We start from the raw sequence: 24,339 nt of genomic DNA, 5'->3' as shown, positions 1-24,339 counted from the left end.
TGGATGCTCAGGTGCATCCCCCCGAACTGGATCTGGCTGAACCGAATCTGGCCGAACCGAATCTGGCCGAGCCCAGCCCACCGTCCGGCGGCGGATTCGGCTTCACCGTCGGCACCCGGCTGCCCGATGCGCTCGGCAGGACGGGCCGGATCAGCACCCCGCACGGCGTCATCGACACCCCGGCGTTCATTGCCGTCGGCACCAAGGCCACCGTCAAATCGGTGCTCCCGGAGTCGATGCAGCAGCTGGGCGCGCAGGCCGTGCTGGCGAACGCCTATCACCTTTATTTGCAGCCCGGGCCCGACATCGTGGAGCTGGCAGGCGGTCTCGGGGCATTCATGCACTGGCCGGGTCCCACGTTCACCGATTCCGGCGGATTCCAGGTGCTCTCGCTGGGGGCCGGATTCAAGAAGGTGCTGGCGATGAACGTCGACGGCATGCAGGCCGACGATGTCATCGCGCCCGGCAAGAACCGGCTGGCCACCGTCGACGACGACGGCGTGACGTTCAAGTCGCACCTCGACGGCTCGCTGCACCGGTTCTCGCCCGAGGTGTCGATGCGGATCCAGCACCAGCTCGGCGCGGACATCATCTTCGCGTTCGACGAGTGCACGACGCTGATGAACACCCGGCCGTACCAGGAGCGGTCCGTCGTCCGCACCCAGGCGTGGGCCGAGCGGTGCATCAACGAACACCTGCGGCTGACCGAACAGCGGGTGGGCAAGCCGTACCAGGCACTGTTCGGGGTCGTGCAGGGCGCGCAGTACGAGGACCTGCGCCGGCAGGCGACCCGCGACCTGGTGCCGCTGGGCTTCGACGGGTACGGCATCGGCGGGGCGCTGGAAAAGGACAACCTCGGGACCATCGTGCGGTGGGTCTGCGAGGAATTGCCCGACGACAAGCCTCGGCACCTGCTGGGCATCAGTGAACCGGACGACATGTTCACCGCCATCGAGAACGGCGCCGACACGTTCGACTGCGTCTCCCCGTCACGGGTCGCCCGGAACGGCTCGATCTACTCTGAGCACGGCCGGTACAACCTCACGAACGCCCGCTTCCGGACGGACTTCGGACCGCTGGATGACGACTGCGACTGCTACACCTGCACGAACTACACCCGGGCGTATGTCCACCATCTGTTCCGCGCCAAGGAGATGCTGTCCGCGACCCTCTCCACGATCCACAACGAGCGGTTCGTCGTCCGGCTCGTCGACCGGATCAGGGCCAGCATCGCCGACGGGTCCTTCAGCGAGTTCCGGGAGGAGTTCCTCGGCCGCTACTACGCGGGGCGACGTGCCGCGCCGACCGCGGCGCCGGGGACGTAACCGGGTTCGTTCCGTTTCACCAGCGCGATCACCGGATAGGTGACCGGCAGGAAGACGACCTCGACCAGCACCTTGTAGACGTAGCCGGTGATGACGTAGTTGAGGAAGTCGCCGCCGGTGATCACGCCGTAGAACGCGATGGTGCAGAAGACCACGGTGTCGGCCAGCTCGCCGACCAGGGTCGATCCGATCAGCCGCGCCCAGAGCGCCTTCTCCTTGGTCCGCTCCTTGATCTTGACCAGCACGTACGCGTTGAGCAATTGCCCGGCCAGGAAGCCGCAGACGCTGGCCAGCACGATCCGCGGGACGAAGCCGAGCACCGCCTCGAACGCGTCCTGGTTCTCGTACCCCTCGGCCGGCGGCGCGATCTGGACCAGCCAGAACGTCAGGGCCGCAAGAATGCTGAGCCCGAAGCCGAGCAGGATGGCCCGCTTCGCCTTCCGGAATCCGTACACCTCGCTGAGCACGTCGCCGAGGATGTAGGTGAGCGGGAACAGGAACGCCCCGCCGTCGGTGATGATCGGGCCGAACTCGATCAGCTTGGTGGCGCCGATGTTGGAGATCAGCAGCAGGCCGCAGAACAGCGCAACGATGATCTCGTAGTTCCCGGACCGGACCGGTGAGGTCGCAGGGTCGTTGGGCAGGGTTGTCACCCGCTCATCCAACCAGCCATTTCGGGGAGTCAGGACCGTTCGGGGTGCACGATCCACGGCTCGCGCGGCAGCCGCGTTGGGTCGAATTCGGCGAGCAGCAGTTCAGGGGTGACGTCAGCGCCGGGGGAGCCCAGGCCCAGCGAGGCGGCAATCATGGTGAGCACCGCGCGCGGATCTGAACCGTGAGCGCCGAGGTCGGTCAGTGTGACCGCACCGTCCCGCTTCGCCAGTCGCTGTCCCTTCGCGTTGAGTGCCAGTGGCACGTGGGCGTAGGTGAGCGTCGGGAGCCCGAGCAGCGAGCCGAGGTACGCCTGCCGAGGCGCGGAGGCGAGCAGGTCGTCACCCCGGACGATCTGGTCGATGCCCTGTGCGGCGTCGTCCACCGTCACCGCCAGGTTGTAGGCGGCGACCCCGTCGTTGCGGCGCAGCACGACGTCGTCGACGACACCGGTGAAGCTGCCGGCCAGCTCGTCGTGGACCGTCCAGTGGTCGGCCTCGGCACGCAGCCGGAGCGCCCCCGGCCGGCCGGCCCGCCGGCGTTCCGCTATCTGAGCGGTCGTCAGGTTGCGACACGTGCCGGGGTAGGAGCCCTCGGCGGCCGGGCCCTCGGCGGCCGGGCCGGCGGGACCGGACGGACCGGTGGGACCGGCGGGACCGGCCGGGCGGGTGGGGTGCGGAGCAGAGGCGGCCTCCCGGATCTCACGGCGGGTGCAGAAACACTCGTAGGTCAGCCCGCGGTCCGTGAGCCGGTCGATGGCCGCCCGGTAGAGGGACGTCCGGTGGGATTGGTAGGCGACGGGACCATCCCAGTCCACGCCGATGGCTGCGAGGTCGCCGAGCTGACGGGCGTCCGCGCCGGGCTGCACCCGATCGAGGTCCTCCATCCTGACCAGGAAGTCGCGTCCGGTGGAGCGTGCGAAGAGCCAGGCCAGCAGCGCCGTCCGGAGGTTGCCGATGTGCAGGTCACCGGACGGGCTGGGGGCGAACCGGCCCGCGCCCCGGGCGGGCGGGTTGATCGTCATCGCCGACCATTGTGCCCATCTGGCCGTCGGTCAGCCGACTCCGCTCAACCCGCGAGCACCCCGTCCAGCCAGTCGAAGGCGGCGGTCCAGTACACGATGGGTGCCATGCCTTCGCAGTGACCGGCCGCTCCTTCGGCGACGGTGAACCGCCGGAACTGCTTGGGGCACGTCAGGTGGTCGAACAGCTGCTGACCCTGTCCGGTGGAGACATGATCGGTTTCGTTGTCGGTGACGTAGGTGGGACAGCTGATCTTCGCTGCGGTGTCCCGATTGTGGTAGCGGGTCATGTCCTTGAAGTAGCCGCGGACCGTCGGAGTCCCGTTCGTCACCATGCGGGGCGCGAGAAGGGTTGCCATCTCGGGGTTCTCGAGCAGGCCTTGAAAGGTGGGGTCGGCGGCCGGATCGTCGAGCCGCTGGGCCAGCGCGCCGAGCCGGACGACCACGGCCGCGCCCATGTCGTACTGACCGGGATCGACCACCAACGCGGCCAGCCGGTGCTCGGCGGACGCGCCGCGGGGGGCGATCAGCCCACCGAACGAGCGGCCCACCAGCACAAGCCGCCGGGGATCGACCTCCGGCTGGGCAAGCAGCGCGTCGACCATCCCAGGGACCACGTTCTCCCAGTCCGGGCGCATCGGGATCCGCTGGTCGTACAGCATCGCCCCCTGGCCCGGCCCGTCGATGGCCGCGAAGGCGTACCCCCGCTCCAGCGCCGGATAGACCGAGGCGTACAGCTCCTCGGCGGTGCCGTCGTACCCGCCGACGTGCAGCAGGGTCGGAAGCGGACCCGTCGCACCGGAGGGCGTGAACAGGTAACCGGACACTGAGCCGGTCAGTACCTCCGCCCGATGATCGAGCAGCGGCAGGGCACTGCGGAAGGCCGCAACGCTGGCGGCGTAGGCCGACCGGAGTTCTTTGCCGTCAAGGTCTTCGCGGTGGAAGAAGAACGCCTGCCTGAGATATTCGGCCGCGCGCAGGTAGGCGGCGCGGGCGCTGACCCGATGTCCCGACGCCACGGCGCTGTCGGCCTGCTCCACCAGTCGCAGGCCGAACGTCGACCACGCCCGGTACCAGCTGTCCCGATCGCCCGGGGCGATCTGCGCGGCGATCGCCAGGCACTCGCCCACATTGGCCATGCCGGAATCGGCCTTGCCCACGCTGCGCTGCAGTTGCCCGTCGAAGTTCTGATCGTCGAAGTACAGCTTCATGGTCGCGCTCCTCGTGTCGGCCTACTCCGCGGCGTCGTCCGATTTTCTCCCTCCTGCCCGCTTGCCGCTGGACTGTCCCGAATCGAGCGCCGTCCGGCCTTGGCGCGGTGCTGTTGCTGTCGCCGAGGGCCAGCCAGCGGGGCCTCGAATCCGGGCGGCGGGGATGATCGACGGCGATGAACAGGGAAATCGCGGGCTACCTCACCGCGCTGGTCGATCCGATCCGGCAGGTGCTCGGGTCCGACCTGGTGGGCGTGTACCTGGCGGGCTCGTTGGCGTTCGATGCCTATGAACACGGCCGCAGCGACATCGACATTGCCGTCGTCTGCGCGACCGAACTCGATGACGACCGCAAGCACGCGATCGTCGATGCGCTGCGCCATGAGTCGCTGCCGTGTCCCGCCCGTGGACTGGAGCTGGTCGTGTACTCCGCCGCCGCAGCGGCCGCCGGCGGACCGGCACCGGGATTCGAGGTCGAACTGAACACCGGTCCGCGGATGGACTTTCGCGCCACCTACGCGGGCACCGACCGGCAGGAGAGCGACGGCTCCTTCTGGTACGGCATCGACCGCAGCATCCTGGCCGAACGTGGCGTTGCGCTGGTCGGGCCGCCTGCTGCGGAGGTGTTCGGCCCGATCGGTGATGCCGACCTGCTGGATCTGCTGGTGGCGTCGCTGCGCTGGCACCTGGCGGCCAATGACGTCGAGACCGCGGACGGTGATGACGACGGACCCTCGGCCACCTGGACCGACGACGCGGTGCTGAACGCCTCTCGGGCCCTCGTGCGAGTACGAACGGGGCGGTGGCTCGGCAAGCAGGCAGCGGGTCGTTGGTTGCTGGAGAACAATGCGACCGGGGAGGGAGCCGTGCCCAATCAAGGCGCGCTCGATCGGGCCGTGCGTGATCCGGGCGTGCTCGATCAGGCTGTGCCTGATCAGGGTGCGCTCGAGCAGGCGCTGGCCGCGCGCGGCGGCGGTCCGGCACTGGGCGTGCGACTCGCTCGGCGGTTCCAACGGCAGGTACTGACCCAATTGGTGCGCACTCCCGGACGCTGAGCAGACCGTCAACCGCCGGACGGCGCCCCGGACGTCGGGGTGGCTTCCAGCCGGCGCTCCTCCGCCGTCAAGGACGCCTGCTCGTGCAGTTTCTGGGCTGCGATATCCGGCGGATCGGGCTCTGACGGGCTACCGGCGATGAGGTCGCTCACCCACCGCCACTTCGGGTCCCAGCGCCGGTCGAACTTCGCCGCCCGTGCGATGGCCCGCTTCTCGCGCTTCCTCCCGCGGTAGAGGTGTCGCGCCCACCACGAGTTCGGCCGTGCCAATCTGATCGCGCACACCCAGGCGACGACCGGCAGGAAACAACTGATCAGGGCGGCCCGGTACTTGGCCTTGAGCAGGCAGATCACGACGAGCACCGCCTGGATCAGCATCCCGGAGAGCAGGGTCAGCCGGATACTCAGTTCGTCTTCGCCGATGTCGTCCACGCCCAGCGGACTGGTGCCCAGCATGACGAACCCGATACAGGCCGCGGTCAGCCCCGCCAACTCGACGGACACCCGGCCCTCCTCGGTCCAGTACACGTCCTCGAGGTGAAGGATCAGCGCGAACTCGTCCAGGATCAGCGACGTCCCGACGCCGACGATCACCGCGGCGATCTCTATCCACGGTGAACCCGGCCCGCGGATGGCCATCAATGCGCCGAAGATCAGCAGCAGGATTCCCGGCACCGCGTGATGGATGTGGACGCCGCTGGAGGACACGTTGTTCTTGAACGGGCCGACTCCGGCGCGGATCATCCGGGTGATCGCCCGGGTGAGGATGAACGTCACCACGAACGCAGCGAGGCACAGCAGCATCGGGAGCTTGCCCGGCTCCACGATGTCGGAGTACCACCAACCGCCGTCCATGGATCGATGGTAGGCAGCCATCGTCCGTCGTGCGCCGGTTCAGTACCGAAGAGTCCGAGCGGCGAAGCTGATCACTGACGGTGAGGGGCACCGGCGCGCCGCCCCTTCATCCGTCCGAGGTGAGGCGGCCGAGCCCTGGGCGCCGCTAACGTCCCGATCATGGCCGTGGTCCCCGGTGTTGTCGCCCTGCGGTCGTACCGCCTCCGGTGGTTGCGCAAGGACATCGTTGCGGGGCTGATTCTGACGGCGTTGCTGGTGCCGCAGGGAATGGCGTACGCAGAATTGGCGGGCCTGCCGCCGATCACCGGGCTCTACACGTCCATCCTGTGTCTCATCGGTTACGCGGTCTTCGGTCCCTCGCGGGTGCTGGTGTTGGGGCCTGATTCGTCGCTCGGGCCGATGATCGCAGCCTGCGTCATACCGCTGGTCGCAGCGAACGGCGACCCGGGTAAGGCCGTCGCGTATGCGTCGATGCTGGCGCTGATGGTCGGCGGCCTGACCGTGCTGGCCGGGGTTTTCAAGCTCGGGTTCGTTGCGGAACTGCTCTCCAAACCGACCCAGATCGGGTACATGAACGGCCTTGCCCTGACGATCGTCATCGGGCAGCTGCCGAAGCTGTTCGGATTCTCGGTGGACGGGGACGGCCTCATCGAGGAGACCGCCGGATTCTTCAGTGCGCTCGCGGACGGCGAGACCGTCTCCGCCGCACTGCTGATCGGTGTGATCTCGCTGGTGATCATCCTGGCCTTCCAGCGGCTGCTGCCCAGGATTCCAGGGGTCCTGGTGGCGGTGGTGCTGGCGATCCTGGCCGTCAACGTGTTCGACCTGACCGACCGTGGCGTCAAGGTGGTTGGACCGCTGCCGGAGGGCTTCCCGCCGTTCACCATCCCGACGGTTCCGGTCAGCGACCTGGCGCTGCTGTTCGCGGGAGCGTTGGGCATCGCGCTGGTGTCGCTGACCGACACGATCTCGACGGCGTCGGCATTCGCCGCCCGCAGTGGCGACCAGGTCGACGGGGACCGGGAGATGATCGGAATCGGGGCCGCGAACATCGCGGCCGGCTTCTTCCAGGGATTCCCGGTGAGCACCAGCGGATCTCGGACGGCCGTCGCCTGGCAGAACGGCGCGAAGACGCAAGTCACCGGACTGGTCGGCGCGGCGGCGATCCTGCTGCTGCTGTTGATCGCACCCGGACTGCTGCGTAACCTGCCACAACCCACCCTGGCCGCGGTGGTCATCGCGGCGTCGCTGTCGCTGGCCGACATCGCCGGGATGCGCCGGCTGTGGAAGCAGCGCAAGTCCGATTTCGCCCTGGCGACAGCGGCTTTCCTCGGAGTGGCGCTGCTCGGGGTGCTACCGGGCATCGCCCTTGCGGTCGCACTGTCGATCCTGGATGTCTTCCGGCGGGTGTGGCGTCCGTACCAGGCGGTGCTCGGCCGGGTGGACGGCATGCCCGGCTATCACGACAGCAAGGTTCACCCGTCTGTGGCGCGCCTGCCGGGTCTGGTGATCTACCGGTTCGACAGTCCGTTGTTCTTCGCCAACGCCAACACCTTCCGCGATGCGGTGCTGCGACTGGCCGAAGCCGACCCCCGCCCCGCATGGATCCTGGTTGCTGCGGAGCCGATCACGGACATCGACACCACCGCCGCCGACATGCTCGAGGACCTCGACCTCACGCTGAACGCCAACGGCACCAGCCTCGTGTTCGCGGAGATGAAGACGCCGGTCCGGCGGAAGGTCGAACGGTACGAGCTGACCAACACCATCGACCCGAACCACTTCTTCCACACCATCACCGAAGCGGTCCACGCCTACCGCGAGTCCACCGGCGCCGAGTGGACGACCACTCCCGGCTCTACTGATCGGGTCGACTGACGTCTCCGCAGGGCTTTCGGCGCTCTCAGGCGGAGAAGTCCCTGCTGGTGTGACAGTGGACGGTGACGGGCAGTCGGCTTTCCAAGACGGGGCATCCGGTCGGGAGCGGTCGTTCGCGCACAATCGAGGAATGACGACCCGACTGCCCAGATCCGTCCGCCCGATACCACCCGGCCCCGGCCCGGAATCGGTCTGGGACTATCCCCGCCCGCCTGCCCTCGAGCATTCCGACCGCAGGGTCGTGGTGCGGAGCGGCTCGGTCGTCATCGCCGACAGCACGTCCGCCTGGCGGGTGATGGAAACGAGTCATCCGCCCACCTGGTACATCCCCCGCTCCGACATCAGCGAGTTGTACCTTCGCCGGTCGGCCGCCCGCAGTTCGGTGTGTGAATGGAAGGGCGCGGCGACCTACTGGGACGTCGTCATCGAGGGGTCGACCATCCCGGCGGTGGGCTGGAGCTATGAGAACCCGACACCCCGGTTCGTGCCGATCACCGGCCACCTGTCGTTCATGCCCGGGCAGATCGAGTGCCTGATCGACGGGGAACGGGTGCAGCCACAGGCGGGCGGTTTCTACGGGGGCTGGATCACCGGCGACGTGGTCGGGCCGTTCAAGGGAGAACCGGGTTCCTGGGGCTGGTAGGCCGGCCCGATATCAGGCCGCCGATGACGGTGCGACGGCCGGCGGGACATGCAGCGCAGGCGGTTTCACCGGCAGCAACGCGAGCAGGCCGGCGCCGAGGACCAGCAGGATGCCGACGATGCCGGCCCGGTCGGCGCCGAAGACGAAAGTGAAGAAGCCGAACAGCGCGGGAGCCAGGAACGACACCGCGCGACCCGTGGTGGCGTAGAGGCCGAACAGCTGCCCCTCTTTGCCGATCGGAGCGAGCCGCGCCAGGAACGTCCGGGACGAGGATTGGGCCGGCCCAACGAACAGGCACAGGATCAGCCCGAAGATCCAGAACATGGTGGGTCCGGACACGAACAGCAGGATGCCGCCGGCGATCAGCATGCCGCTGAGCGACACGACGATCACCGTCTTCGGACCGAGCTTGTCGTCGAACCGCCCCGCCGTCAGCGCCCCGATCGCGGAGACCACGTTGGCGGCAACCCCGAAGATCAGCACGTCGGCGGAGTTGATGCCGTAGACCGTCACGGCGAGCACCGCGCCGAAGGTGAAGACCGCGGCCAGACCGTCCCGGAACAGGGCGCTCGCCCCGAGGAAGTACACGGTGTGCGGGCTGTTCCGGTAGAGCTCCCGCAGATCACGGAAGAGCACCCGGTAGGACGCGAAGAAACCGACCCGCTTGGCGGACGGCAGTGCCGGCATCTCGGGAACGGCCAGCAGCACCGGGATCGCGAAGATGCCGAACCAGGCTGCCGCGAACAGCGCCACCATCCGGATGTTCAGGCCGTCCTGCGACGTCACGCCGAACCAGCCCACATCGGGCGCGATGAAGCCGACGTAGCAGATCAGCAGCAGCACGATGCCACCGAAATAGCCCATCGACCAGCCGAACGCGGAGACCCTGCCGATGTTCACCGGCGTCGAGACCTGATGCAGCATCGCGTTGTACGACACCGCCGCGAACTCGAAGAAGATCGACCCGAGGCCCATCAGCAGCAGGCCCAGCCACAGGTAGTGGTAGTCGTTCTTCACCCAGAACAGGCCGATCATGGCCAGCACCGTCAGCCCGGTCCAGATGCCCAGCGAGAGCTTGCGCCGGCCGCCGGCGTCGGCCCGCTGACCGGTGACCGGAGCCAGGACGGCGATGAAAAATCCGGCGAGCCCCAGCGACCAGCCGAGCCAGGTGTTGGCGGTGATGTCGCCCGGCAGATCGTCACCCACGGCATCGGTGAGATAGACGGAGTAGACGAAGGTGATGATGACGGCGTTGAACGCCGCCGAGCCCCAGTCCCAGACGCCCCAAGCGAAGATCCGCCCGCGGGTGACCGGCGCCGCGGGCACGGTGGTGCCCGCCGGTGTGCTCACTGATCGATCCGTGTGCCCATGGGGCTCAGGCTAAGCCGGTCGCCCTGTCCCGGCACGCAGGCGCAGGCAATGATGGCCACCGTGACCCTGGATGCTGTGTCGGCAACAGATGGTGCCGTGCCCGGAGCCGACGTCGCCGACCGCCTGCGTCGGGTGGTCCGCGGTGAGGTCTCGGACGGGACCCGCCGGCGCGCCGAGTACTCCAGCGACGCGGGCAACTACCGGGTGCTGCCGCAGGTGGTCGTCGCGCCGGCGGACATCGACGACGTGCTCGCCGCGCTCGCGGTCAGCCGGGACACCGGCGTCCCGCTGACCAGCCGCGGCGGCGGCACGTCCATCGCCGGCAACGCGATCGGCACCGGCATCGTGCTGGACTTCGCTCGCCGGATGAACCGGGTCCTCGAACTCGACCCCGTTGGCCGGACTGCGGTGCTGCAACCCGGGGTGGTGCTGTCCGACCTGCAGCGCACCGCGTCGCCGCACGGGCTGCGGTTCGGGCCCGATCCGTCGTCGCAGAACCGGGCCACCCTCGGCGGCATGATCGGCAACAACGCCTGCGGGCCGCACGCCGTGGCGTACGGCCGGACCGCCGACAACGTCACCGCGCTCACCGTTGTCGACGGCACCGGCCGTCAACTCCGGACGGCCGACGGGCTCGCGCCGTTGCCGGGGTTGGAGGCCCTGGTGGCCGGCCATCTCGACGTGCTGCGGACCGAGTTCGGCCGGTTCCCCCGCCAGGTGTCGGGCTACTCGCTCGAGCATCTGCTGCCCGAACGCGGACGCGACCTGGCCCGCGCACTGGTCGGCTCCGAGGGCACCCTCGCGGTCACCCTCGAGGCGACGGTCCGGCTGGTTCCGATCAGCCCGGCCCGGCTGCTGGTGGTGCTCGGGTACCCGGACATGGCATCGGCCGCGGACGCGGTCCCCGCCGTGCTGGCCCACCACCCGCTCGCCGTAGAGGGTCTCGACGCCCGGTTGGTCGACGTCATCCGTCAGCGAAAGGGCGCCGCCAAGGTGCCCGACCTGCCGCGCGGCGGCGGCTGGCTGATGATCGAGGTGGGCGGCGAGACCGATTCGGCGGCTGCAGATCTCGCCGCATCCGTGGTCCGCGACGGCGCGGCGATCGACGCGGTCGTGCTGCCGTCCGGACCGACCGCGACGGCGATCTGGCGCATCCGCGAGGACGGCGCCGGGCTGGCCGCGCACACCCCGTCCGGAGGCCAGGGCTGGCCGGGCTGGGAGGACGCAGCCGTCCCACCCGAGCGGCTGGGCGCGTACCTGCGGGAGTTCGAAGCCCTGGTCGCCGGTTACGGGCTGACCGGCATCCCGTACGGGCACTTCGGTGACGGCTGCGTGCACATCCGGCTGGATTTCCCGCTGGAGGGAAGCTCGTCGGTGTTCCGGGACTTCGTGCTCGACGCCGCCCGCCTTGTTGTGGCGCACGGTGGTTCCTGCTCCGGCGAGCACGGGGACGGCCGGGCCCGCAGCGAGGTGCTGCCGCTGATGTACAGCGAGCGTGCGCTGCAGCTCTTCTCGGCTGTCAAGGCGATCTTCGACCCCGACGACCTGCTCAACCCCGGTGTGCTGGTCCGGCCACGCGCGATCGACGACGACCTTCGCCGGCCGGCGGCTCGGCCGATCCTCGCGTCCGGTGGGTTCGCGTTCACCGAGGATGGCGGTGATTTCACCAGGGCCGTGCACCGGTGCGTCGGCGTCGGCAAATGCCGCGCGGACACCTCCGCTGCGGGCGGCTTCATGTGCCCTTCCTACCTCGCCACCAAGGACGAGAAGGACGTCACCCGCGGTCGCGCACGCGTCCTGCAGGAGCTCACCATCGGCGCCGCGGTCACCGACTGGTCCGCCGCCGAGGTGCACGAGTCGCTGGACCTGTGTCTGTCCTGCAAGGCCTGCGCCAGCGACTGCCCCGCCGGGGTCGACATGGGCCGGTACAAATCCGAGGTGCTCCACCGGACGTACCGCCGCCGGCGTCGGCCGGCCAGTCACTACAGCGTCGGGTGGCTGCCGAGATGGATCCGGATGATCGACGCCGTTCCGCGGGCGGGTGCCGGGATGGCGAACGCCGCGCTCCGGCTCGGCCCGCTCCGCAGCCTGGTGCTGCACGCCGGTGGCCTCGACACCCGGCGCGCCGCGCCGCGTTTCGCATCGGTGCCGTTCCGCCGGTGGTGGCGGCGCAACGCTCCGCAGCCGGCCGAGGGAGTTCCGGTGTTGCTCTGGGCGGATTCGTTCACCGACGGGATGGATCCCGAGGTCGCCATCGCAGCGGTCCGGGTCCTCACCGACGCCGGCTACCGGGTTGCGGTGCCGCAGCAGCAGGCATGCTGCGGGCTGAGCTGGATCACCACCGGGCAGTTGGACGGGGCTCGTCGCCGGTTGCGCGGTCTGCTGGATGTCCTCGGGCCTGCGGCGGCCGAGGGAGTGCCGATCGTCGGGCTGGAGCCGTCCTGCGTGGCGGCGCTCCGCTCCGACCTGGTCGATCTCCTGCCGGACGACCCGCGGGCGGCCCAGGTGGCCCGCGCCGTCCGGACCCTGGCAGAGCTGCTCACGGCCTCGCCCGCCTGCACCGGATGGGCGCCGCCCGACCTGAGCGGGGTCGATGTCCTTGTGCAGCCGCACTGCCACCACCACTCGGTGATGGGATTCGCGGCCGACCGGCTGCTGCTCACCGGCAGCGGGGCGACGGTCACCGAGCTGGCCGGGTGTTGCGGGCTGGCAGGCAACTTCGGCATGGAGCGCGGCCATTACGAGACGTCCCTGGCGGTGGCCGAGACGTCGTTCCTGCCGGCCCTGCGCGCCCGGTCGGCGTCAACAGTGGTGCTGGCGGACGGCTTCTCCTGCCGCACGCAGGCGGAGCAGTTGGCCGGCGTACGGCCGGTCCACCTGGCCCAGTTGCTCGCCCGGTGAACGTCGTGCGACGAAATACGGACAGACGGCTCGACCGGCCGATCCGCCCGATCCAGCGCCGTTAGCCTTGGCTCATGTCGCGCAGCGTGTACATCGCCTCGCCGGATCCCATGTCCGGGAAGTCGGCGGTTGCCCTCGGGCTCGTCGACCTGTTCAGCCGCCGGGTCGGGCGCGTGGGGGTGTTCAGGCCCATCCTGGCGTCCGCCGACGAGCGTGATCCGATCATCGATCTGCTGATCGGCCACCCCGGGGTGCTGCAGTCCTACGACGATGCCTGCGGCGTCACCTACGAGGAGCGGCATGCGGACCCGGCCGGGTCGCTGTCCCGGATCGTCGACCGTTTCGGCGAGATCATGTCCAAGTACGACGCTGTCGTCGTGGTGGGTAGCGATTACACCGACCTCACCACCGGCAACGAATGGTCGGCCAACGCGCAGATCGCCGCCAATCTCGGTTCACCCGTGGTGCTGGTCGTCCACGGGCGTGGCCGCGGCGCCGAGGACATCGCATCGGCCATCGAGCTCGCCGGCGCGGAACTCGTTGCGCAGCATGCACATCCCATTGCGGCGATTGCCAACCGGGTGGATCCGGAGCATTGCGAGGAGGTCAGCCGGTTGCTCGGCCGGACCGGGCTGGCGGTCGGGGCGATGCCGGAGACGCCGGTGCTGAGCGCGCCCACCGTCGCTGATCTGCAGAAAGCCTGCGGTGCGGAGTTGGTCCGGGGCAGTGCCGAACTGCTGCACCAGGAGTCGCTGGGGTTCGTGGTCGCGGCGATGTCCCTGCCGAACGTGCTGACCCGGCTGAAGGAGCACACCACCGTCATCGCGCCGGGCGACCGTTACGACGTGCTCCCGGGCCTGTTGCTGGCCCACCAATCGGCGACCTTCCCGAGCCTGTCGTCGATCGTGCTCACCGGCGGCTACGTCCCGCCGCAGTCCGTGCAGCAACTGCTCGACGGTGTGCAGTCCGACCTGCCCATCCTCGTGACGTCCGGCGGGACCTTCGAGACGGCGTCCACCCTCGCGGGCGTCCGGGGCCGGTTGAGCCGCGATTCGCAGTCGAAAGTCGACGCCGCACTGCGCGTCTTCACCGAGTCGGTCGACATCGACGCACTGCTCGCCGCGATCAACGTCGCCCAGTCGCATGTCGTGACGCCGCTGATGTTCCAGTACCGGGTGATCGAGCGGGCGCGGGCCGACCGGCGACGGGTCGTGCTGCCCGAGGGCGAAGAGGAGCGGATCCTCCGGGCGAGCGCGACGCTGCTGCGGCTGGGTGTCGCCGACCTGATCCTGCTGGGGGATGAGGACGTCATCCGGTCCAAGTCCGCCGCCATCGGAGTGGACATCACCGGTGCGACGATCGTGTCGCCGAACGACCCGGAACTGGTCTCGCGGTTCGCGCAGGAGTACACCAAGTTGCGCGCCCACAAGGGTATGACCATTCAGATGGCGACCGAAACAGTCACGGACGTCTCCTATTTCGGCACCATGATGGTGCACCTGGGGATGGCCGACGGCATGGTCAGCGGCGCGGTGCACACCACCGCGCACACCATCCGGCCGTCCTTCGAGATCATCAAGACCGCACCCGGCACCAAGATCGTCTCCAGTGTTTTCCTGATGTGCCTGGCCGACCGGGTGCTGGTGTACGGCGACTGCGCGGTCAATCCGGATCCGACGGCGCCGCAACTCGCGGACATCGCCATCTCGTCGGCGGGGACGGCCGAACAATTCGGGGTGGACCCCCGGGTGGCCCTGCTGTCGTACTCGACCGGCACCTCCGGGACCGGCGCCGACGTCGAGAAGGTCAGGCAGGCAACGGATCTGGTTCACGAGCTACGACCGGATCTGCTGGCCGAGGGACCCATCCAGTACGACGCCGCGGTCGACGCGACCGTTGCGGCCACCAAGATGCCCGATTCAGCGGTGGCGGGACGGGCCACGGTGCTGATCTTCCCGGACCTGAACACGGGCAACAACACCTACAAGGCGGTGCAACGCAGCGCCAACGCCGTCGCCATCGGCCCGGTGTTGCAGGGTCTGAACAAGCCGGTCAACGACCTGTCCAGGGGGGCCCTGGTCGCGGACATCGTGAACACCGTCGCCATCACGGCGGTTCAAGCGCAGGGCGCGGTCGCCGATGCGCCGGACACCGCGAGCGCACTGACCGAAACGGTGTCCGCGTCATGACCGCCTTCGTGCTGGTGATCAATTCCGGGTCGTCATCCATGAAGTACCAGCTCATCGACCCAGCCGAGAAGCAGGCCGTGGCAACGGGTCTGGTCGAGCGGATCGGCGGCGAGGGCACTGCCACGCACAAAGCGGGCGGCGAGCAGTACACGTTCGCGGGGTCCATCCCCGACCACGGGCGCGCGCTGACCGTTATGCAGCAGCTGTTCACCGACGCCGGGCAGCCGCTGGAGAAGGTGGACCTGGTGGCGGTCGGCCACCGGGTCGTCCACGGCGGACCCGTCTTCGGTGACCCGGTTGTTGTCGACGACGGCGTGCTGGAGCAGATCCGCGACCTCGCCCGGCTCGCGCCACTCCACAACCCGGCCAACGCCGACGGGATCGCCCAGGCGATGGTGGCATTTCCCGGCATCCCGCAGGTCGCGGTGTTCGACACTGCGTTCTTCCGCGACCTGCCGGCCGCCGCAGCGACCTACGCCATCGACCGCACGGTGGCGGCGGAGCAGCAGATCAGGCGGTACGGCTTCCACGGCACCTCCCACGAGTACGTCTCCCGGGTGGCACCGACCGTGCTCGGCCGCGACACGGCAGAGGTGAAGCAGATCGTGCTGCACCTGGGCAACGGCGCGTCGGCGTCGGCCGTGCGGTTCGGCTCCGCCGTCGAGACATCGATGGGTCTGACGCCGCTGGAGGGGCTGGTGATGGGCACCCGCAGCGGTGACGTCGACCCCGGTGTGGTGTTCCACCTGCTGCGCAACGCCGGGATGTCCGCGGACGAGGTCGACAACCTGCTCAACCGGCGTTCCGGCGTCCTCGGGCTGGCCGGCGTCAGTGACTTCCGTGATCTGCACGCCATGATCGCCGGCGACGACGCCGAGCAGAGCGCGGCGGCATCACTGGCGCTGGAGGTGTACTGCCACCGGGTGCGGAAGTACATCGGGGCGTACCTGGCGGTGCTGGGCGGTGTGGACGTCATCTCCTTCACCGCGGGCGTCGGCGAGAACGATGCCGCCGTGCGCGCGAAGATCGTCGACGGACTGCAACCACTGGGCATCGAGGTCGACTCCCTGCGCAATGTCGTCCGGTCCTCGGAGGCCAGGCTCATCTCGCCCGACGGCGCCGCCGTTGCCGTGCTGGTGGTTCCGACGAACGAGGAGCTGGCCATCGCCCAGTCCACGGTGGCCCTCGTCTCCTGACTCCGGCCCGCCGCTCCCGGGCAGTGGGCGACTTGCGTCACTTCACCCCGTACGCGCCGGCGGCGACGTTTGCCCCGACGGGCCGGTGGTTACTTGCTCGGCAGCGGTTCCCCGTTCGCCTGCAGTCATGCAAGGAGCACCCCATCAGCGCCACTCTCGTCAACCAGCCCGCGTCGATCGACCTCATCGAGCCGCCCGTGGAGCGCGAACTCGAGTTCGCCGCCGCGGCGGTCGAAGGCCGGTCGGATCGCGCGCTCCGGTTGGCGGTCGGGGTCGGGCGTTGGCTGCCCCTTCCCGGCGGAACGCCCGGCGGTTCGCCCGCCGGAACTTCCGGCGGGTCGTCCGGCGCTACCTCGGTCCGCTGGCGGTCGTTGTCCGCGCTGGCAGCCGGCGACCTCACCGCCGCCCGGGTGGTCGAGGCGCACACCGACGCGCTGGCCATCCTGGCCGAAGCCCGCGCACAGGACCTCCCGTGCCCGGTCGAGGATCAGCCACCGGCCGGCATCGGCGCGACAGCGGACAGCACCTGGGGCGTCTTCGCCGCGGAAGGCCCCGGGGTCCGGGTCGAGGCGACGCAGGACGGCGACCGGTGGCTGCTGACCGGAACCAAACCCTGGTGCTCACTGGCCGGCCAGTTGAGCCACGCGCTGATCACCGCGCACACGTCCGACCGCATCCGGCGGCTGTTCGCCATCTCGCTGCGGCAGCCCGCGGTGCGGGCAGAGGACGACGGATGGATCGCCCGTGGACTGTCCGATGTCCCGTCCAACCCGATCCACCTCGACGCCTGTCCTGCCGTGCCGATCGGTCCCGACGGCTGGTATCTGAACCGGCCCGGCTTTGCCCGGGGCGGCATCGGGGTGGCGGCATGCTGGTACGGCGGGACGGTCGCACTGGCTCGCCGGCTGCGTGAGGCGGCGCTGGCGAAGGAGCCGGACCAGATCGCCGCCATGCACCTCGGTGCGGTCGACGCGGCGCTGACCGGTGCGCGCGCGGTACTGGCCGAATCCGCTGTCGCGATCGACGACGGCCGCGCCGTGGGCACCGATGGGGTGCTGCTGGCAGCCCGGGTGCGGGCGGTGGTGGCGTCCGCCGCGGAGGACGTCCTGCAGCACGTCGGCCATGCGCTCGGCCCGGCGCCGCTGGCCCGTGACGAGACGCACGCCCGCCGGGTCGCCGATCTGGAGCTCTACCTGCGGCAGCACCACGCGGAGCGCGACGAGGCCGCCCTCGGCCGGACCGTGCTCGATCTTGCCGAGTGGGTTTAGTGGGTGCTCGGGGCGCGGTGGTCCGGCAGGATCACGGTGCTGAGGACGCGTTCGATCACCGTGATCCCGGTACCGCTGAGGCACTGTGGGCCGACTCGGGGCTGTGGAACGATCTGCCGCCCGTCGACCTCGGCGGTGTCGCTGCGCTGGTCGTCGTCGCCGCCCATCCCGACGACGAAACCCTCGGCGCCGGTGGATTGATCGCCGACGCGGCGGCCCGCGGGATCCCGGTGACGGTCGTCGTCGCCTCCGCGGGCGAGGCGTCCCATCCCGAGTCGCCGAGCCATTCAGCCACCCGGTTGGCCGAGATCCGCCGGTCGGAGGTGCTGGCCGCGGTCGACCGGCTCGCCCCGGCCGCTGTCGTCCGGCAACTCGACATCCCCGACGGGGCAATCGGTTCGGCGGTGGACCGGCTTGTCGTCGAGATCGGGTCCGCGGTGGACCGGCTTGTCGTCGAGGCCGGATCCGCTCGTCGGGCTGCCGACACGCTGCTGGTGGCCCCGTGGAGTGCGGACCGCCATCCCGATCACGCTGCCGCCTCCGAGGCCGCACTCCGGGTTGCCGCCGACCATGGTTGCCGGCTGCTGGAATACCCGGTGTGGGCGTGGCACTGGGCGCGTCCGGGCGACGGCACGCTGCGCAGCGATCTGCTGGCTGGCCACCTTCTGTCTGAAACTGCCTTCAGGGCAAAGGATGTAGCTGTCGGCGAGTATCGCTCACAGCTGTTGCCGCTCTCCCCGGCAGTAGGCGACGAGGCGGTGGTGCAGCAGCCGTTCCTCGCTCACTTCGGCCGGCCCGTCGAGGTGTTCGTGGACGTGTCGGTCGAGCGCTCGGGCGAGTCCGCCTCCTTGCAGGGCAGCAGTCTCGACCGGGCGTACTTCGACGACTTCTACACCGGAGGTGACGACCCCTGGGGGTTCGAGAGTCGTTGGTACGAGAGACGTAAACGTGCGCTGACGGTGGCCAGCTTGCCGCGGGAACGCTTTGCGTCCGCGTTCGAGCCGGGTTGCGCGATCGGCGTGCTCACCGCGGAACTGGCCGAGCGCTGCGATCGGCTGCTGGCGACCGACATCGCGGCTGCGCCGCTGGAGCGGGCCAAGCGTCGATTGTCCGGCATGGAAAACGTTGTGCTGCAACAGCTGGGGGTGCCAGCGGACTGGCCCGCCGGACCGTTCGACCTCGTCGTGATGTCCGAGATCGGGTACTACTGCGATGCGCACGACCTGTCCGTGCTGATCCGCCGCGCTGTCGAATCGTTGACCGACGACGGTGTCCTGGTCGCCTGCCACTGGCGTCATCCGGTGGCCGATTACCCGTTGACCGGCGACGAGGTGCACGACCAGCTGCGTCGGGAGTCCGGCCTACAGATCCTCTCCGAGCACATCGAGGAGGACTTCCGCCTCGACGTCCTCGTCCGGCCGCCCGCACAGTCCGTGGCACGACGAGAGGGCCTGCTGGGGTGATGATCCCGACCGTCGACCTCGCAACCATCGCGGTGGTGATCCCCGCGCGCGACGAAGAGACATTGTTGCCCAGATGTCTGGCGTCGGTCACCGCATCGATCGGCCGGCTGCGGGCGAACACCATCGCTCCCCGCGTCCGCATCATCGTGGTGGTCGACGACAGTTCCGACGGGACGCTGCGCATCGCCCGCCGGCGTCGGGGTGTCGAGGTGCTGGCGTCCGAGGTCGGGATGGTCGGCGCTGCAAGGCGTACGGGAGTCGACCATGTCCTGCGCACCGAGTTGCTCGCGGGCGTCCGGCCCAGCGAAGTGTGGATCGCATCCACCGACGCGGACTCAGCGGTGCCGTCGGACTGGTTGTGCACCCAGCTCGGTCTGGCCCGGTCGGGCGCTGACCTGGTGCTGGGGACAGTCCGACCCGATCCGGCGGAACTCGAGGCCGGATTGCTGTCCGCGTGGCGGCTCCGTCATCAGGTCAGTGACGGGCACCCGCACGTGCACGGCGCCAACCTGGGGCTGCGCGGTGATATCTACCGCGCAGCAGGCGGTTTCCAGCCGATCGCCGTCCACGAGGACGTGCTGCTCGCGGCGGCCGTCCGGCAGCTCGGCGGCCGGGTGGTCAGTACCGGTTCGAGCCCGGTGCTCACCAGCAGCCGGATGTCGGGCCGGGCCCCGGACGGTATGGCGAGGTACCTGGGAACCCTGGCCGATGAGGCGGAGCTCCCCCGGGAGGCGTAAGGGTCGCGCGGGGTTGCGGTGCGCTCGCCCCGGCCGCCCGGTCCCGCACGCCACCGCCCCCGCCCCCGGGTCGGGCCGACGCACCCCACCACCTGGTCGAGTGTCGTTCCAGCAGGGCTTTTCGGCTCTGCAGGGCTGAAAGTCCCTGCTGTGGTGGCAGTCGGCGGCGGGCCGCGCGACGCCGATCAGGCCTTCTCGTCCAGCTTGACTGTCTCAGGATCGGCGGCGTCCGGGTCGCCCGGGTCGGCGTCGCCGGTGCGTTCGTCCCGCTCGGCCCATTCCAGCAGTTGCTCGATGGAGAAAACCGCGTCATCGATGCCGGCGTGCAGGTCGCCCAACTCGGCGAACCGCGCCGGGACGGTGGCCATGGTGAAGTCGGCGGGCAGCGCGTCGTCGATCTCGTCCCAGCGCAGCGGGGTGGAGACGGTGCCCTGCGGCACCCCGCGGACGGAGTACGCGCTCGCGATCGTGTGGTCCCGGGCGTTCTGGTTGTAGTCGACGAAGACCTTGCGCGGGTCGCGGTCCTTCCGCCACCAGGTCGTCGTGACGTCATCCGGCGCTCTGCGTTCCACCTCGCGGGCGAAAGCCCATGCGGCCCTGCGGACGTCGGCGAATCCCCAGCGTGGCTCGATCCGTACGTAGATGTGCATGCCCTTGCCGCCGGACGTCTTGGGCCAGCCGACCGCACCGAGTTCGTCCAGCACCTCCTGTGCGACGTGCGCGACGCGGCGGATCCGCGGGTAGTCGCAGTCGGGCATCGGGTCGAGGTCGATCCGCCACTCGTCGGGCTTCTCGGTGTCCGCCCGTCGCGAGTTCCACGGATGGAACTCCACGGTCGACATCTGCACCGCCCACAGCACACTCGCCAATTCGGTGACGCACAGCTCGTCCGCGGTGCGCTTGAAGCGCGGGAAGAACACGTTCACCGTCTCCACCCACGGCGGCGCGCCGCGGGGCAGTCGCTTCTGGTGCACCTTCTCGCCGCTCAAGCCCTCGGGGAACCGGTGCATCATGCACGGCCGCTCGCGCAGCGCGCGGACGATGCCGTCACCGACGCTGAGGTAGTAGTGCGCGAGATCCAGCTTGGTGGCGCCGGTCGCGGGGAAGTAGACCCGCTCGGGATGGGTGATCCGCACCGTGCGCTCGCCGACGGTCAGTTCGACCGGTTCGCTGGTGTCCCGCTTGCCGGCCACGGCTACCCCGCCACCCATCCGAGTCCACGGTGCAGATCCACTGGGCAACTACTCCGACGAACCCGCACCGACCAGGCCGGCGACCGCCTCGTCGATGGGTGTGTCGCCTCCGACGAGATCGAGCGACAGACCCGCCGTCCGGGGTTCGTCCAGCAGCGCCAGGATGACCGCGGCGACGTCCTCCCGGGAGATCTGCCCACGTTCGGTGTGTTCGGCCAGATGAACCAGCCCGGTCCCGGACGCGGTGGTCAGCCCACCGGGCCGGAGGATCGTCCAGTCCAGGTCCCGACCCCGAATGTCGTCGTCCGCCGCCTTTTTCGCGGTGATGTAGGCGGCAAACACCTCGTCGTGGTCGGGACCGGGGCCGTCATCGGCACCGATCGCCGACACCATGACGTACCGGCGGACGCCGGCCAGTTCCGCCGCGTCGGCCAGCAGGACAGCCCCGCCACGGTCGACGGTGTCCTTCCGGGCGGCGCCGCTGCCCGGCCCGGCACCGGCGGCGAACACCACCGCGTCGGCGCCGCGAAGGATCTCGGCGAGGTCCGCGGCGGACCCGGACTCCAGGTCGAAGACCTCCGGATGAGCGCCGACGGCGACCAGTTCGGCCTCCTGTTCGACCTTCCTGACCAGGCCGACGGGATGCGCCTCCCGCTCGCCCAGCAGCCGTGCGAGCCGAAGCCCGACCTTCCCGTGTCCTCCTGCGATGACCACTCTCATGCGCTCACCGTACCGACAGCTCCGCGGCTTCACCGGGTTCGTCCCCCCGGTCGCCGTCGCGACCTGCCGCGCCGGTCCCGGACGGCGCGGTCGGCTCGTCGGACCGCGCCAGATCGGTGATCCAGCGGGCGATCTCCTCGAGTACCACGGCGTCAACCGGCTCGCGCATCTGCCTGCGGTAGTCGCCCAGGGTGGGCGGGTTCGGGTCGCGGCGCAGGATGTGGCTCAGGTTCGGGACCCGGTCCACCGTCACCGGGCCGGGAACGGTCTCCGCGATGACGTCGAGATCATCCGGATCAACCTGCAGGTCCTTGTCGCCGGTGATGGCCAGCACCGGCACGGTGATCCGGGCGAGCAGCGGCACCGGATCGAAGGCGAGGAATTCCCGGAACCACTTGGCGCTCACCCTGACCCCCTGCATCCGGGCGACGTCGCCATCGGCGGCGGTGATCTTCCGTAGCGCCTTCCGCTGCTGCTTCTCCGGTGTCGTGCGGAGCATCTTCAGCACAGCTCGCGCCACTTTCGGCAGGGCGGGCGCGATGCGCTGCGCCTGCCAGATGACGGTCTGTTCGCCGGTCTTGGCCGGTCCGGCCAGCAGGATGACGCCGGCGAGACCGTCGGCGGCGGCGTGCTGATCCGCGGTCGGCAGCGCGGACCGGCTCGCGGACTGACCCGGGTCGCTGTCGGCGGCCACCGCGGTGGCGATCATCGCGCCCTCGCTGTGACCGATCAGCACGGTCGGAACGCCGGTGCACTCCGGCTGGGCCGCCAGTGCTGACAGCGCGGAACGGGCGTCGGCGATGTTGTCCTCGACGCCAGACCGGAGGTAGTCGCCAGCGGATGCGCCGACGCCACGTTTGTCGTAGCGGAGCGATGCCACACCGGCCCCGGCCAGTGCGGCCGCAAGGTCCCGGCTCACGGTGAGCGGGGCGCGCCGCTCATTCGCGTCGCGGTCGAGCCGGCCCGATCCGGTGACGATCACTGCGGCGGCAGCGACGGGGCGACCGGGCGCCGGAAGTTGCACGGTTCCGCCGAGCGGGACGCCGTCGGAGAGGAAGGTGATCGGGCGCTCGATCGTGCCGGCCGGTCGGCCGCTTGCCCCGGTGCCGCCGCTTGCGCCGGCATCGATGCCGTGGCCGATCCGGTCCGCGAGCCCGGCGCCGTCCGGCACGGACAGCAGGATCTGCTCGTAACCGTGGTTCCTGAGCCGCAGTCGGAGACCCGGACGCCCCCTGCGGGTGACGGCCAACGTCTTCCGGCCCGACTTCCGCCAGATTCCGATCTTGGTGCGACCGGGCAGGGACAGACCGGGAGCGCGCAGTCCCCGTACCAGCCGCATCGGCTCCGCCACCACCTCGACGTCCCGGATCGAGTCCCACGGGACGATGACATCCCGCCGCAGCAGGGCCACCCACCGGTCGCCCCTGGTCAGTGCGATCCGCACCCCGGATGCGTCCATCTCAATCTGTGCCATTCCGCCTCCTCCATTCGCAAATATGAGAATAATAGCATCTATGAGATGGTGGCTGTGTGTCCTCAGCGGATCTGCTCCTGCACCCACTCCGGCTGCGCATCGTGCAGGCGTTTCTGGGCGACCGTCAGCTCACCACCGGAGAGCTGCTCGCCGAGATGGACGGCGTTCCGGCAGCGACGCTGTACCGACAGGTCGCGACCCTGGCGAAGGCCGGGGTGCTGGTGGTCGTCGGGGAGCGCCCGGTGCGAGGCACGGTCGAGCGGACCTACGCCCTGTCGGTGCAGGACGCCCAGGTCAGCGACGAGGACCTCCGGGAGATGTCACCGGAAGACCATCGACGGGCCTTCATGACGTTCCTGGCCGGCCTGCTCGCCGATGTCGACCGTTACGTCGACACCGGTGACGTCGACCTCGAGCGCGACGGCGCCGGCTACCGGAGCGTGGGGCTGTGGCTGACCACCGAGGAACTCGCCGAGATGGTCGCCGATATCGGCGCCGTGGTCCAGGCCCGGGCGGTCAACGGGCCCGCCCCCGACCGTGCACGGCGGATACTGAGCACGGTCCTGCTCCCGGTTCCGCCGGAAAAACCTGACCGGTGAGCGGGATATCTGTCCCCGCGTCCGGTATCGGTGGGGCCGGTCGGCGGGACGCAGTGCGGCGATGGTGCGATCCGCCCGTGCAGTAGGCATCATCGAGAGATGCCGGCATGGTTGGGCCTGATCCTGTTGGTCCTGCCTGTATTCATCGTGGCCGTCTTCGGTACCCGCCAGGTCCGCGAGACCGGCGTCGACCGGATGATCACCACCGTTCCCGACGGCTGGCTGAAGGCACGCGGCGTCGTCGTCGACGAGCGCACCTGGCGCCGCAAGAAGCGCACGCCGGACGGGAAGGTGCTGCCTGTTCGGCAGCCGACGATCACCTTCCAGTCCACCGATGGGCGGGAGATCACCTTCACCTCCCGTATTCACGCCGCCGGCCTACCGCGCATCGGCGCCCTGGTGGGTGTCTACCACGACCCGAAAGACCCGACCCGGGCGTGCATTTCGCCCGAATCGCTGAAGAACATCGCAAGTCCGCTGGCCACCGCGTCGAAGGTGCTGATCGGGACGATCTGGTTCCTGGCGTTGATGACCACGCTGATCTTCGTGCTGGTGCTGTTCGACGTCTGATCCGCCGGGTGCCTCGGATC

Annotated in this window: 20 protein-coding genes; 12 read left to right on the top strand and 8 right to left on the bottom strand. The window is 69.6% G+C overall.

The features are described from left to right. Nucleotides 1-47: 47 nt before the first annotated feature. Complete coding sequence (gene tgt / locus ACVBEQ_RS00275; RefSeq protein ID WP_447151798.1) at nucleotides 48-1,325, top strand: tRNA guanosine(34) transglycosylase Tgt; 1,278 nt, start codon at nucleotides 48-50, stop codon at nucleotides 1,323-1,325. Here the strand turns inward: tgt and ACVBEQ_RS00270 are convergent. The 3 genes from ACVBEQ_RS00270 to ACVBEQ_RS00260 are packed head-to-tail and all read right to left on the bottom strand — an operon-like array spanning nucleotide 1,280 to nucleotide 4,208. Next, a complete protein-coding gene (locus tag ACVBEQ_RS00270; RefSeq protein ID WP_447151414.1) occupies nucleotides 1,280-1,978 on the bottom strand; it encodes a queuosine precursor transporter in 699 nt (232 codons plus the stop codon). The genes tgt and ACVBEQ_RS00270 overlap by 46 nt on opposite strands. A gap of 29 nt (nucleotides 1,979-2,007) precedes the next feature. Next, nucleotides 2,008-3,000, bottom strand: a complete 993-nt coding sequence (gluQRS, locus tag ACVBEQ_RS00265) for a tRNA glutamyl-Q(34) synthetase GluQRS (RefSeq protein ID WP_447151413.1) — start codon at nucleotides 2,998-3,000, stop codon at nucleotides 2,008-2,010. Between the two features lie 44 nt (nucleotides 3,001-3,044). After that, a complete protein-coding gene (locus ACVBEQ_RS00260; protein ID WP_447151412.1) occupies nucleotides 3,045-4,208 on the bottom strand; it encodes an alpha/beta hydrolase family protein in 1,164 nt (387 codons plus the stop codon). 176 nt (nucleotides 4,209-4,384) lie between these two features. Between ACVBEQ_RS00260 and ACVBEQ_RS00255 the strand changes: the two genes are divergently transcribed. Beyond that, nucleotides 4,385-5,263 (top strand): nucleotidyltransferase domain-containing protein, encoded by an 879-nt coding sequence (locus ACVBEQ_RS00255; RefSeq protein WP_447151411.1) that lies wholly within the window; start codon nucleotides 4,385-4,387, stop codon nucleotides 5,261-5,263. Between the two features lie 8 nt (nucleotides 5,264-5,271). Here ACVBEQ_RS00255 and ACVBEQ_RS00250 read toward each other — a convergent pair whose 3' ends face one another. Further along, entirely contained in the window at nucleotides 5,272-6,117 is an 846-nt protein-coding gene (locus ACVBEQ_RS00250; RefSeq protein WP_447151410.1) for a hypothetical protein, read from the bottom strand. A 159-nt stretch (nucleotides 6,118-6,276) separates the two neighbouring features. On the opposite strand from ACVBEQ_RS00250, the gene ACVBEQ_RS00245 reads away from it, so the two are divergent. Together ACVBEQ_RS00245 and ACVBEQ_RS00240 are read left to right on the top strand one after the other, a co-directional pair. Continuing rightward, on the top strand, nucleotides 6,277-7,995 hold the full coding sequence (locus ACVBEQ_RS00245) for a SulP family inorganic anion transporter (RefSeq protein WP_447151409.1): 1,719 nt from the start codon (nucleotides 6,277-6,279) through the stop codon (nucleotides 7,993-7,995). A gap of 130 nt (nucleotides 7,996-8,125) precedes the next feature. Further along, entirely contained in the window at nucleotides 8,126-8,638 is a 513-nt protein-coding gene (locus tag ACVBEQ_RS00240) for a DUF427 domain-containing protein (RefSeq protein WP_447151408.1), read from the top strand. Nucleotides 8,639-8,650: 12 nt separating this feature from the next. Here ACVBEQ_RS00240 and ACVBEQ_RS00235 read toward each other — a convergent pair whose 3' ends face one another. Beyond that, complete coding sequence (locus ACVBEQ_RS00235) at nucleotides 8,651-9,988, bottom strand: MFS transporter (RefSeq protein WP_447151407.1); 1,338 nt, start codon at nucleotides 9,986-9,988, stop codon at nucleotides 8,651-8,653. 72 nt (nucleotides 9,989-10,060) lie between these two features. On the opposite strand from ACVBEQ_RS00235, the gene ACVBEQ_RS00230 reads away from it, so the two are divergent. From ACVBEQ_RS00230 to ACVBEQ_RS00205, 6 genes are all read left to right on the top strand, one after another. Further along, nucleotides 10,061-12,910: an FAD-binding and (Fe-S)-binding domain-containing protein gene (locus ACVBEQ_RS00230; protein WP_447151797.1), complete on the top strand. Its 2,850-nt coding sequence runs from the start codon at nucleotides 10,061-10,063 to the stop codon at nucleotides 12,908-12,910. 74 nt (nucleotides 12,911-12,984) lie between these two features. Continuing rightward, a complete protein-coding gene (gene pta, locus ACVBEQ_RS00225) occupies nucleotides 12,985-15,099 on the top strand; it encodes a phosphate acetyltransferase (RefSeq protein WP_447151406.1) in 2,115 nt (704 codons plus the stop codon). Beyond that, the gene (locus tag ACVBEQ_RS00220; protein ID WP_447151405.1) at nucleotides 15,096-16,295 is read left to right on the top strand and encodes an acetate/propionate family kinase; all 1,200 of its coding nucleotides are present in this window, start codon (nucleotides 15,096-15,098) and stop codon (nucleotides 16,293-16,295) included. The genes pta and ACVBEQ_RS00220 overlap by 4 nt, the downstream gene beginning before the upstream one ends. 23 nt (nucleotides 16,296-16,318) lie before the next feature. Continuing rightward, a complete protein-coding gene (locus ACVBEQ_RS00215; RefSeq protein ID WP_447151404.1) occupies nucleotides 16,319-17,563 on the top strand; it encodes an acyl-CoA dehydrogenase in 1,245 nt (414 codons plus the stop codon). 17 nt (nucleotides 17,564-17,580) lie between these two features. After that, nucleotides 17,581-19,026, top strand: a complete 1,446-nt coding sequence (locus ACVBEQ_RS00210) for a PIG-L family deacetylase (RefSeq protein ID WP_447151403.1) — start codon at nucleotides 17,581-17,583, stop codon at nucleotides 19,024-19,026. Continuing rightward, the gene (locus ACVBEQ_RS00205; RefSeq protein WP_447151402.1) at nucleotides 19,026-19,763 is read left to right on the top strand and encodes a glycosyltransferase family 2 protein; all 738 of its coding nucleotides are present in this window, start codon (nucleotides 19,026-19,028) and stop codon (nucleotides 19,761-19,763) included. Before ACVBEQ_RS00210 ends, ACVBEQ_RS00205 begins: the two co-directional genes overlap by 1 nt. A 185-nt stretch (nucleotides 19,764-19,948) precedes the next feature. On the opposite strand, the gene ligD is transcribed toward ACVBEQ_RS00205, so the two are convergent. The 3 genes from ligD to ACVBEQ_RS00190 are packed head-to-tail and all read right to left on the bottom strand — an operon-like array spanning nucleotide 19,949 to nucleotide 23,150. After that, a complete protein-coding gene (gene ligD, locus ACVBEQ_RS00200) occupies nucleotides 19,949-20,974 on the bottom strand; it encodes a non-homologous end-joining DNA ligase (RefSeq protein ID WP_447151401.1) in 1,026 nt (341 codons plus the stop codon). Nucleotides 20,975-21,004: 30 nt separating this feature from the next. Beyond that, nucleotides 21,005-21,676 (bottom strand): SDR family oxidoreductase, encoded by a 672-nt coding sequence (locus ACVBEQ_RS00195; RefSeq protein ID WP_447151400.1) that lies wholly within the window; start codon nucleotides 21,674-21,676, stop codon nucleotides 21,005-21,007. Between the two features lie 4 nt (nucleotides 21,677-21,680). Further along, entirely contained in the window at nucleotides 21,681-23,150 is a 1,470-nt protein-coding gene (locus tag ACVBEQ_RS00190; protein ID WP_447151399.1) for an alpha/beta hydrolase, read from the bottom strand. Between the two features lie 56 nt (nucleotides 23,151-23,206). Between ACVBEQ_RS00190 and ACVBEQ_RS00185 the strand changes: the two genes are divergently transcribed. Beyond that, nucleotides 23,207-23,749 carry a helix-turn-helix domain-containing protein gene (locus ACVBEQ_RS00185; protein WP_447151398.1) on the top strand — a complete coding sequence of 181 codons (543 nt, stop codon included), beginning with the start codon at nucleotides 23,207-23,209 and terminating at the stop codon, nucleotides 23,747-23,749. Between the two features lie 99 nt (nucleotides 23,750-23,848). Then, nucleotides 23,849-24,319, top strand: coding sequence for a DUF3592 domain-containing protein (locus ACVBEQ_RS00180; RefSeq protein ID WP_447151397.1), 471 nt, complete (start codon nucleotides 23,849-23,851; stop codon nucleotides 24,317-24,319). Nucleotides 24,320-24,339: the final 20 nt, after the last annotated feature.

The organism is Nakamurella sp. GG22 (genome assembly GCF_052976845.2).
The sequence above is the reverse complement of the archived record's forward strand: the minus strand, read 5'-3'. Positions and strand labels throughout refer to the sequence as shown.

Bases quoted from the DNA above. Each gene is read 5' to 3' on its own strand.
- gluQRS (WP_447151413.1), bottom strand. From the start codon at position 3,000: ATGACGATCAACCCGCCCGCCCGGGGCGCGGGCCGGTTCGCCCCCAGC.
- ACVBEQ_RS00260 (WP_447151412.1), bottom strand. From the start codon at position 4,208: ATGAAGCTGTACTTCGACGATCAGAACTTCGACGGGCAACTGCAGCGC.
- ACVBEQ_RS00255 (WP_447151411.1), top strand. From the start codon at position 4,385: ATGAACAGGGAAATCGCGGGCTACCTCACCGCGCTGGTCGATCCGATC.
- ACVBEQ_RS00250 (WP_447151410.1), bottom strand. From the start codon at position 6,117: ATGGACGGCGGTTGGTGGTACTCCGACATCGTGGAGCCGGGCAAGCTC.
- ACVBEQ_RS00245 (WP_447151409.1), top strand. From the start codon at position 6,277: ATGGCCGTGGTCCCCGGTGTTGTCGCCCTGCGGTCGTACCGCCTCCGG.
- ACVBEQ_RS00240 (WP_447151408.1), top strand. From the start codon at position 8,126: ATGACGACCCGACTGCCCAGATCCGTCCGCCCGATACCACCCGGCCCC.
- ACVBEQ_RS00230 (WP_447151797.1), top strand. From the start codon at position 10,061: ATGGCCACCGTGACCCTGGATGCTGTGTCGGCAACAGATGGTGCCGTG.
- pta (WP_447151406.1), top strand. From the start codon at position 12,985: ATGTCGCGCAGCGTGTACATCGCCTCGCCGGATCCCATGTCCGGGAAG.
- ACVBEQ_RS00220 (WP_447151405.1), top strand. From the start codon at position 15,096: ATGACCGCCTTCGTGCTGGTGATCAATTCCGGGTCGTCATCCATGAAG.
- ACVBEQ_RS00205 (WP_447151402.1), top strand. From the start codon at position 19,026: ATGATCCCGACCGTCGACCTCGCAACCATCGCGGTGGTGATCCCCGCG.
- ligD (WP_447151401.1), bottom strand. From the start codon at position 20,974: ATGGGTGGCGGGGTAGCCGTGGCCGGCAAGCGGGACACCAGCGAACCG.
- ACVBEQ_RS00195 (WP_447151400.1), bottom strand. From the start codon at position 21,676: ATGAGAGTGGTCATCGCAGGAGGACACGGGAAGGTCGGGCTTCGGCTC.
- ACVBEQ_RS00190 (WP_447151399.1), bottom strand. From the start codon at position 23,150: ATGGCACAGATTGAGATGGACGCATCCGGGGTGCGGATCGCACTGACC.
- ACVBEQ_RS00180 (WP_447151397.1), top strand. From the start codon at position 23,849: ATGCCGGCATGGTTGGGCCTGATCCTGTTGGTCCTGCCTGTATTCATC.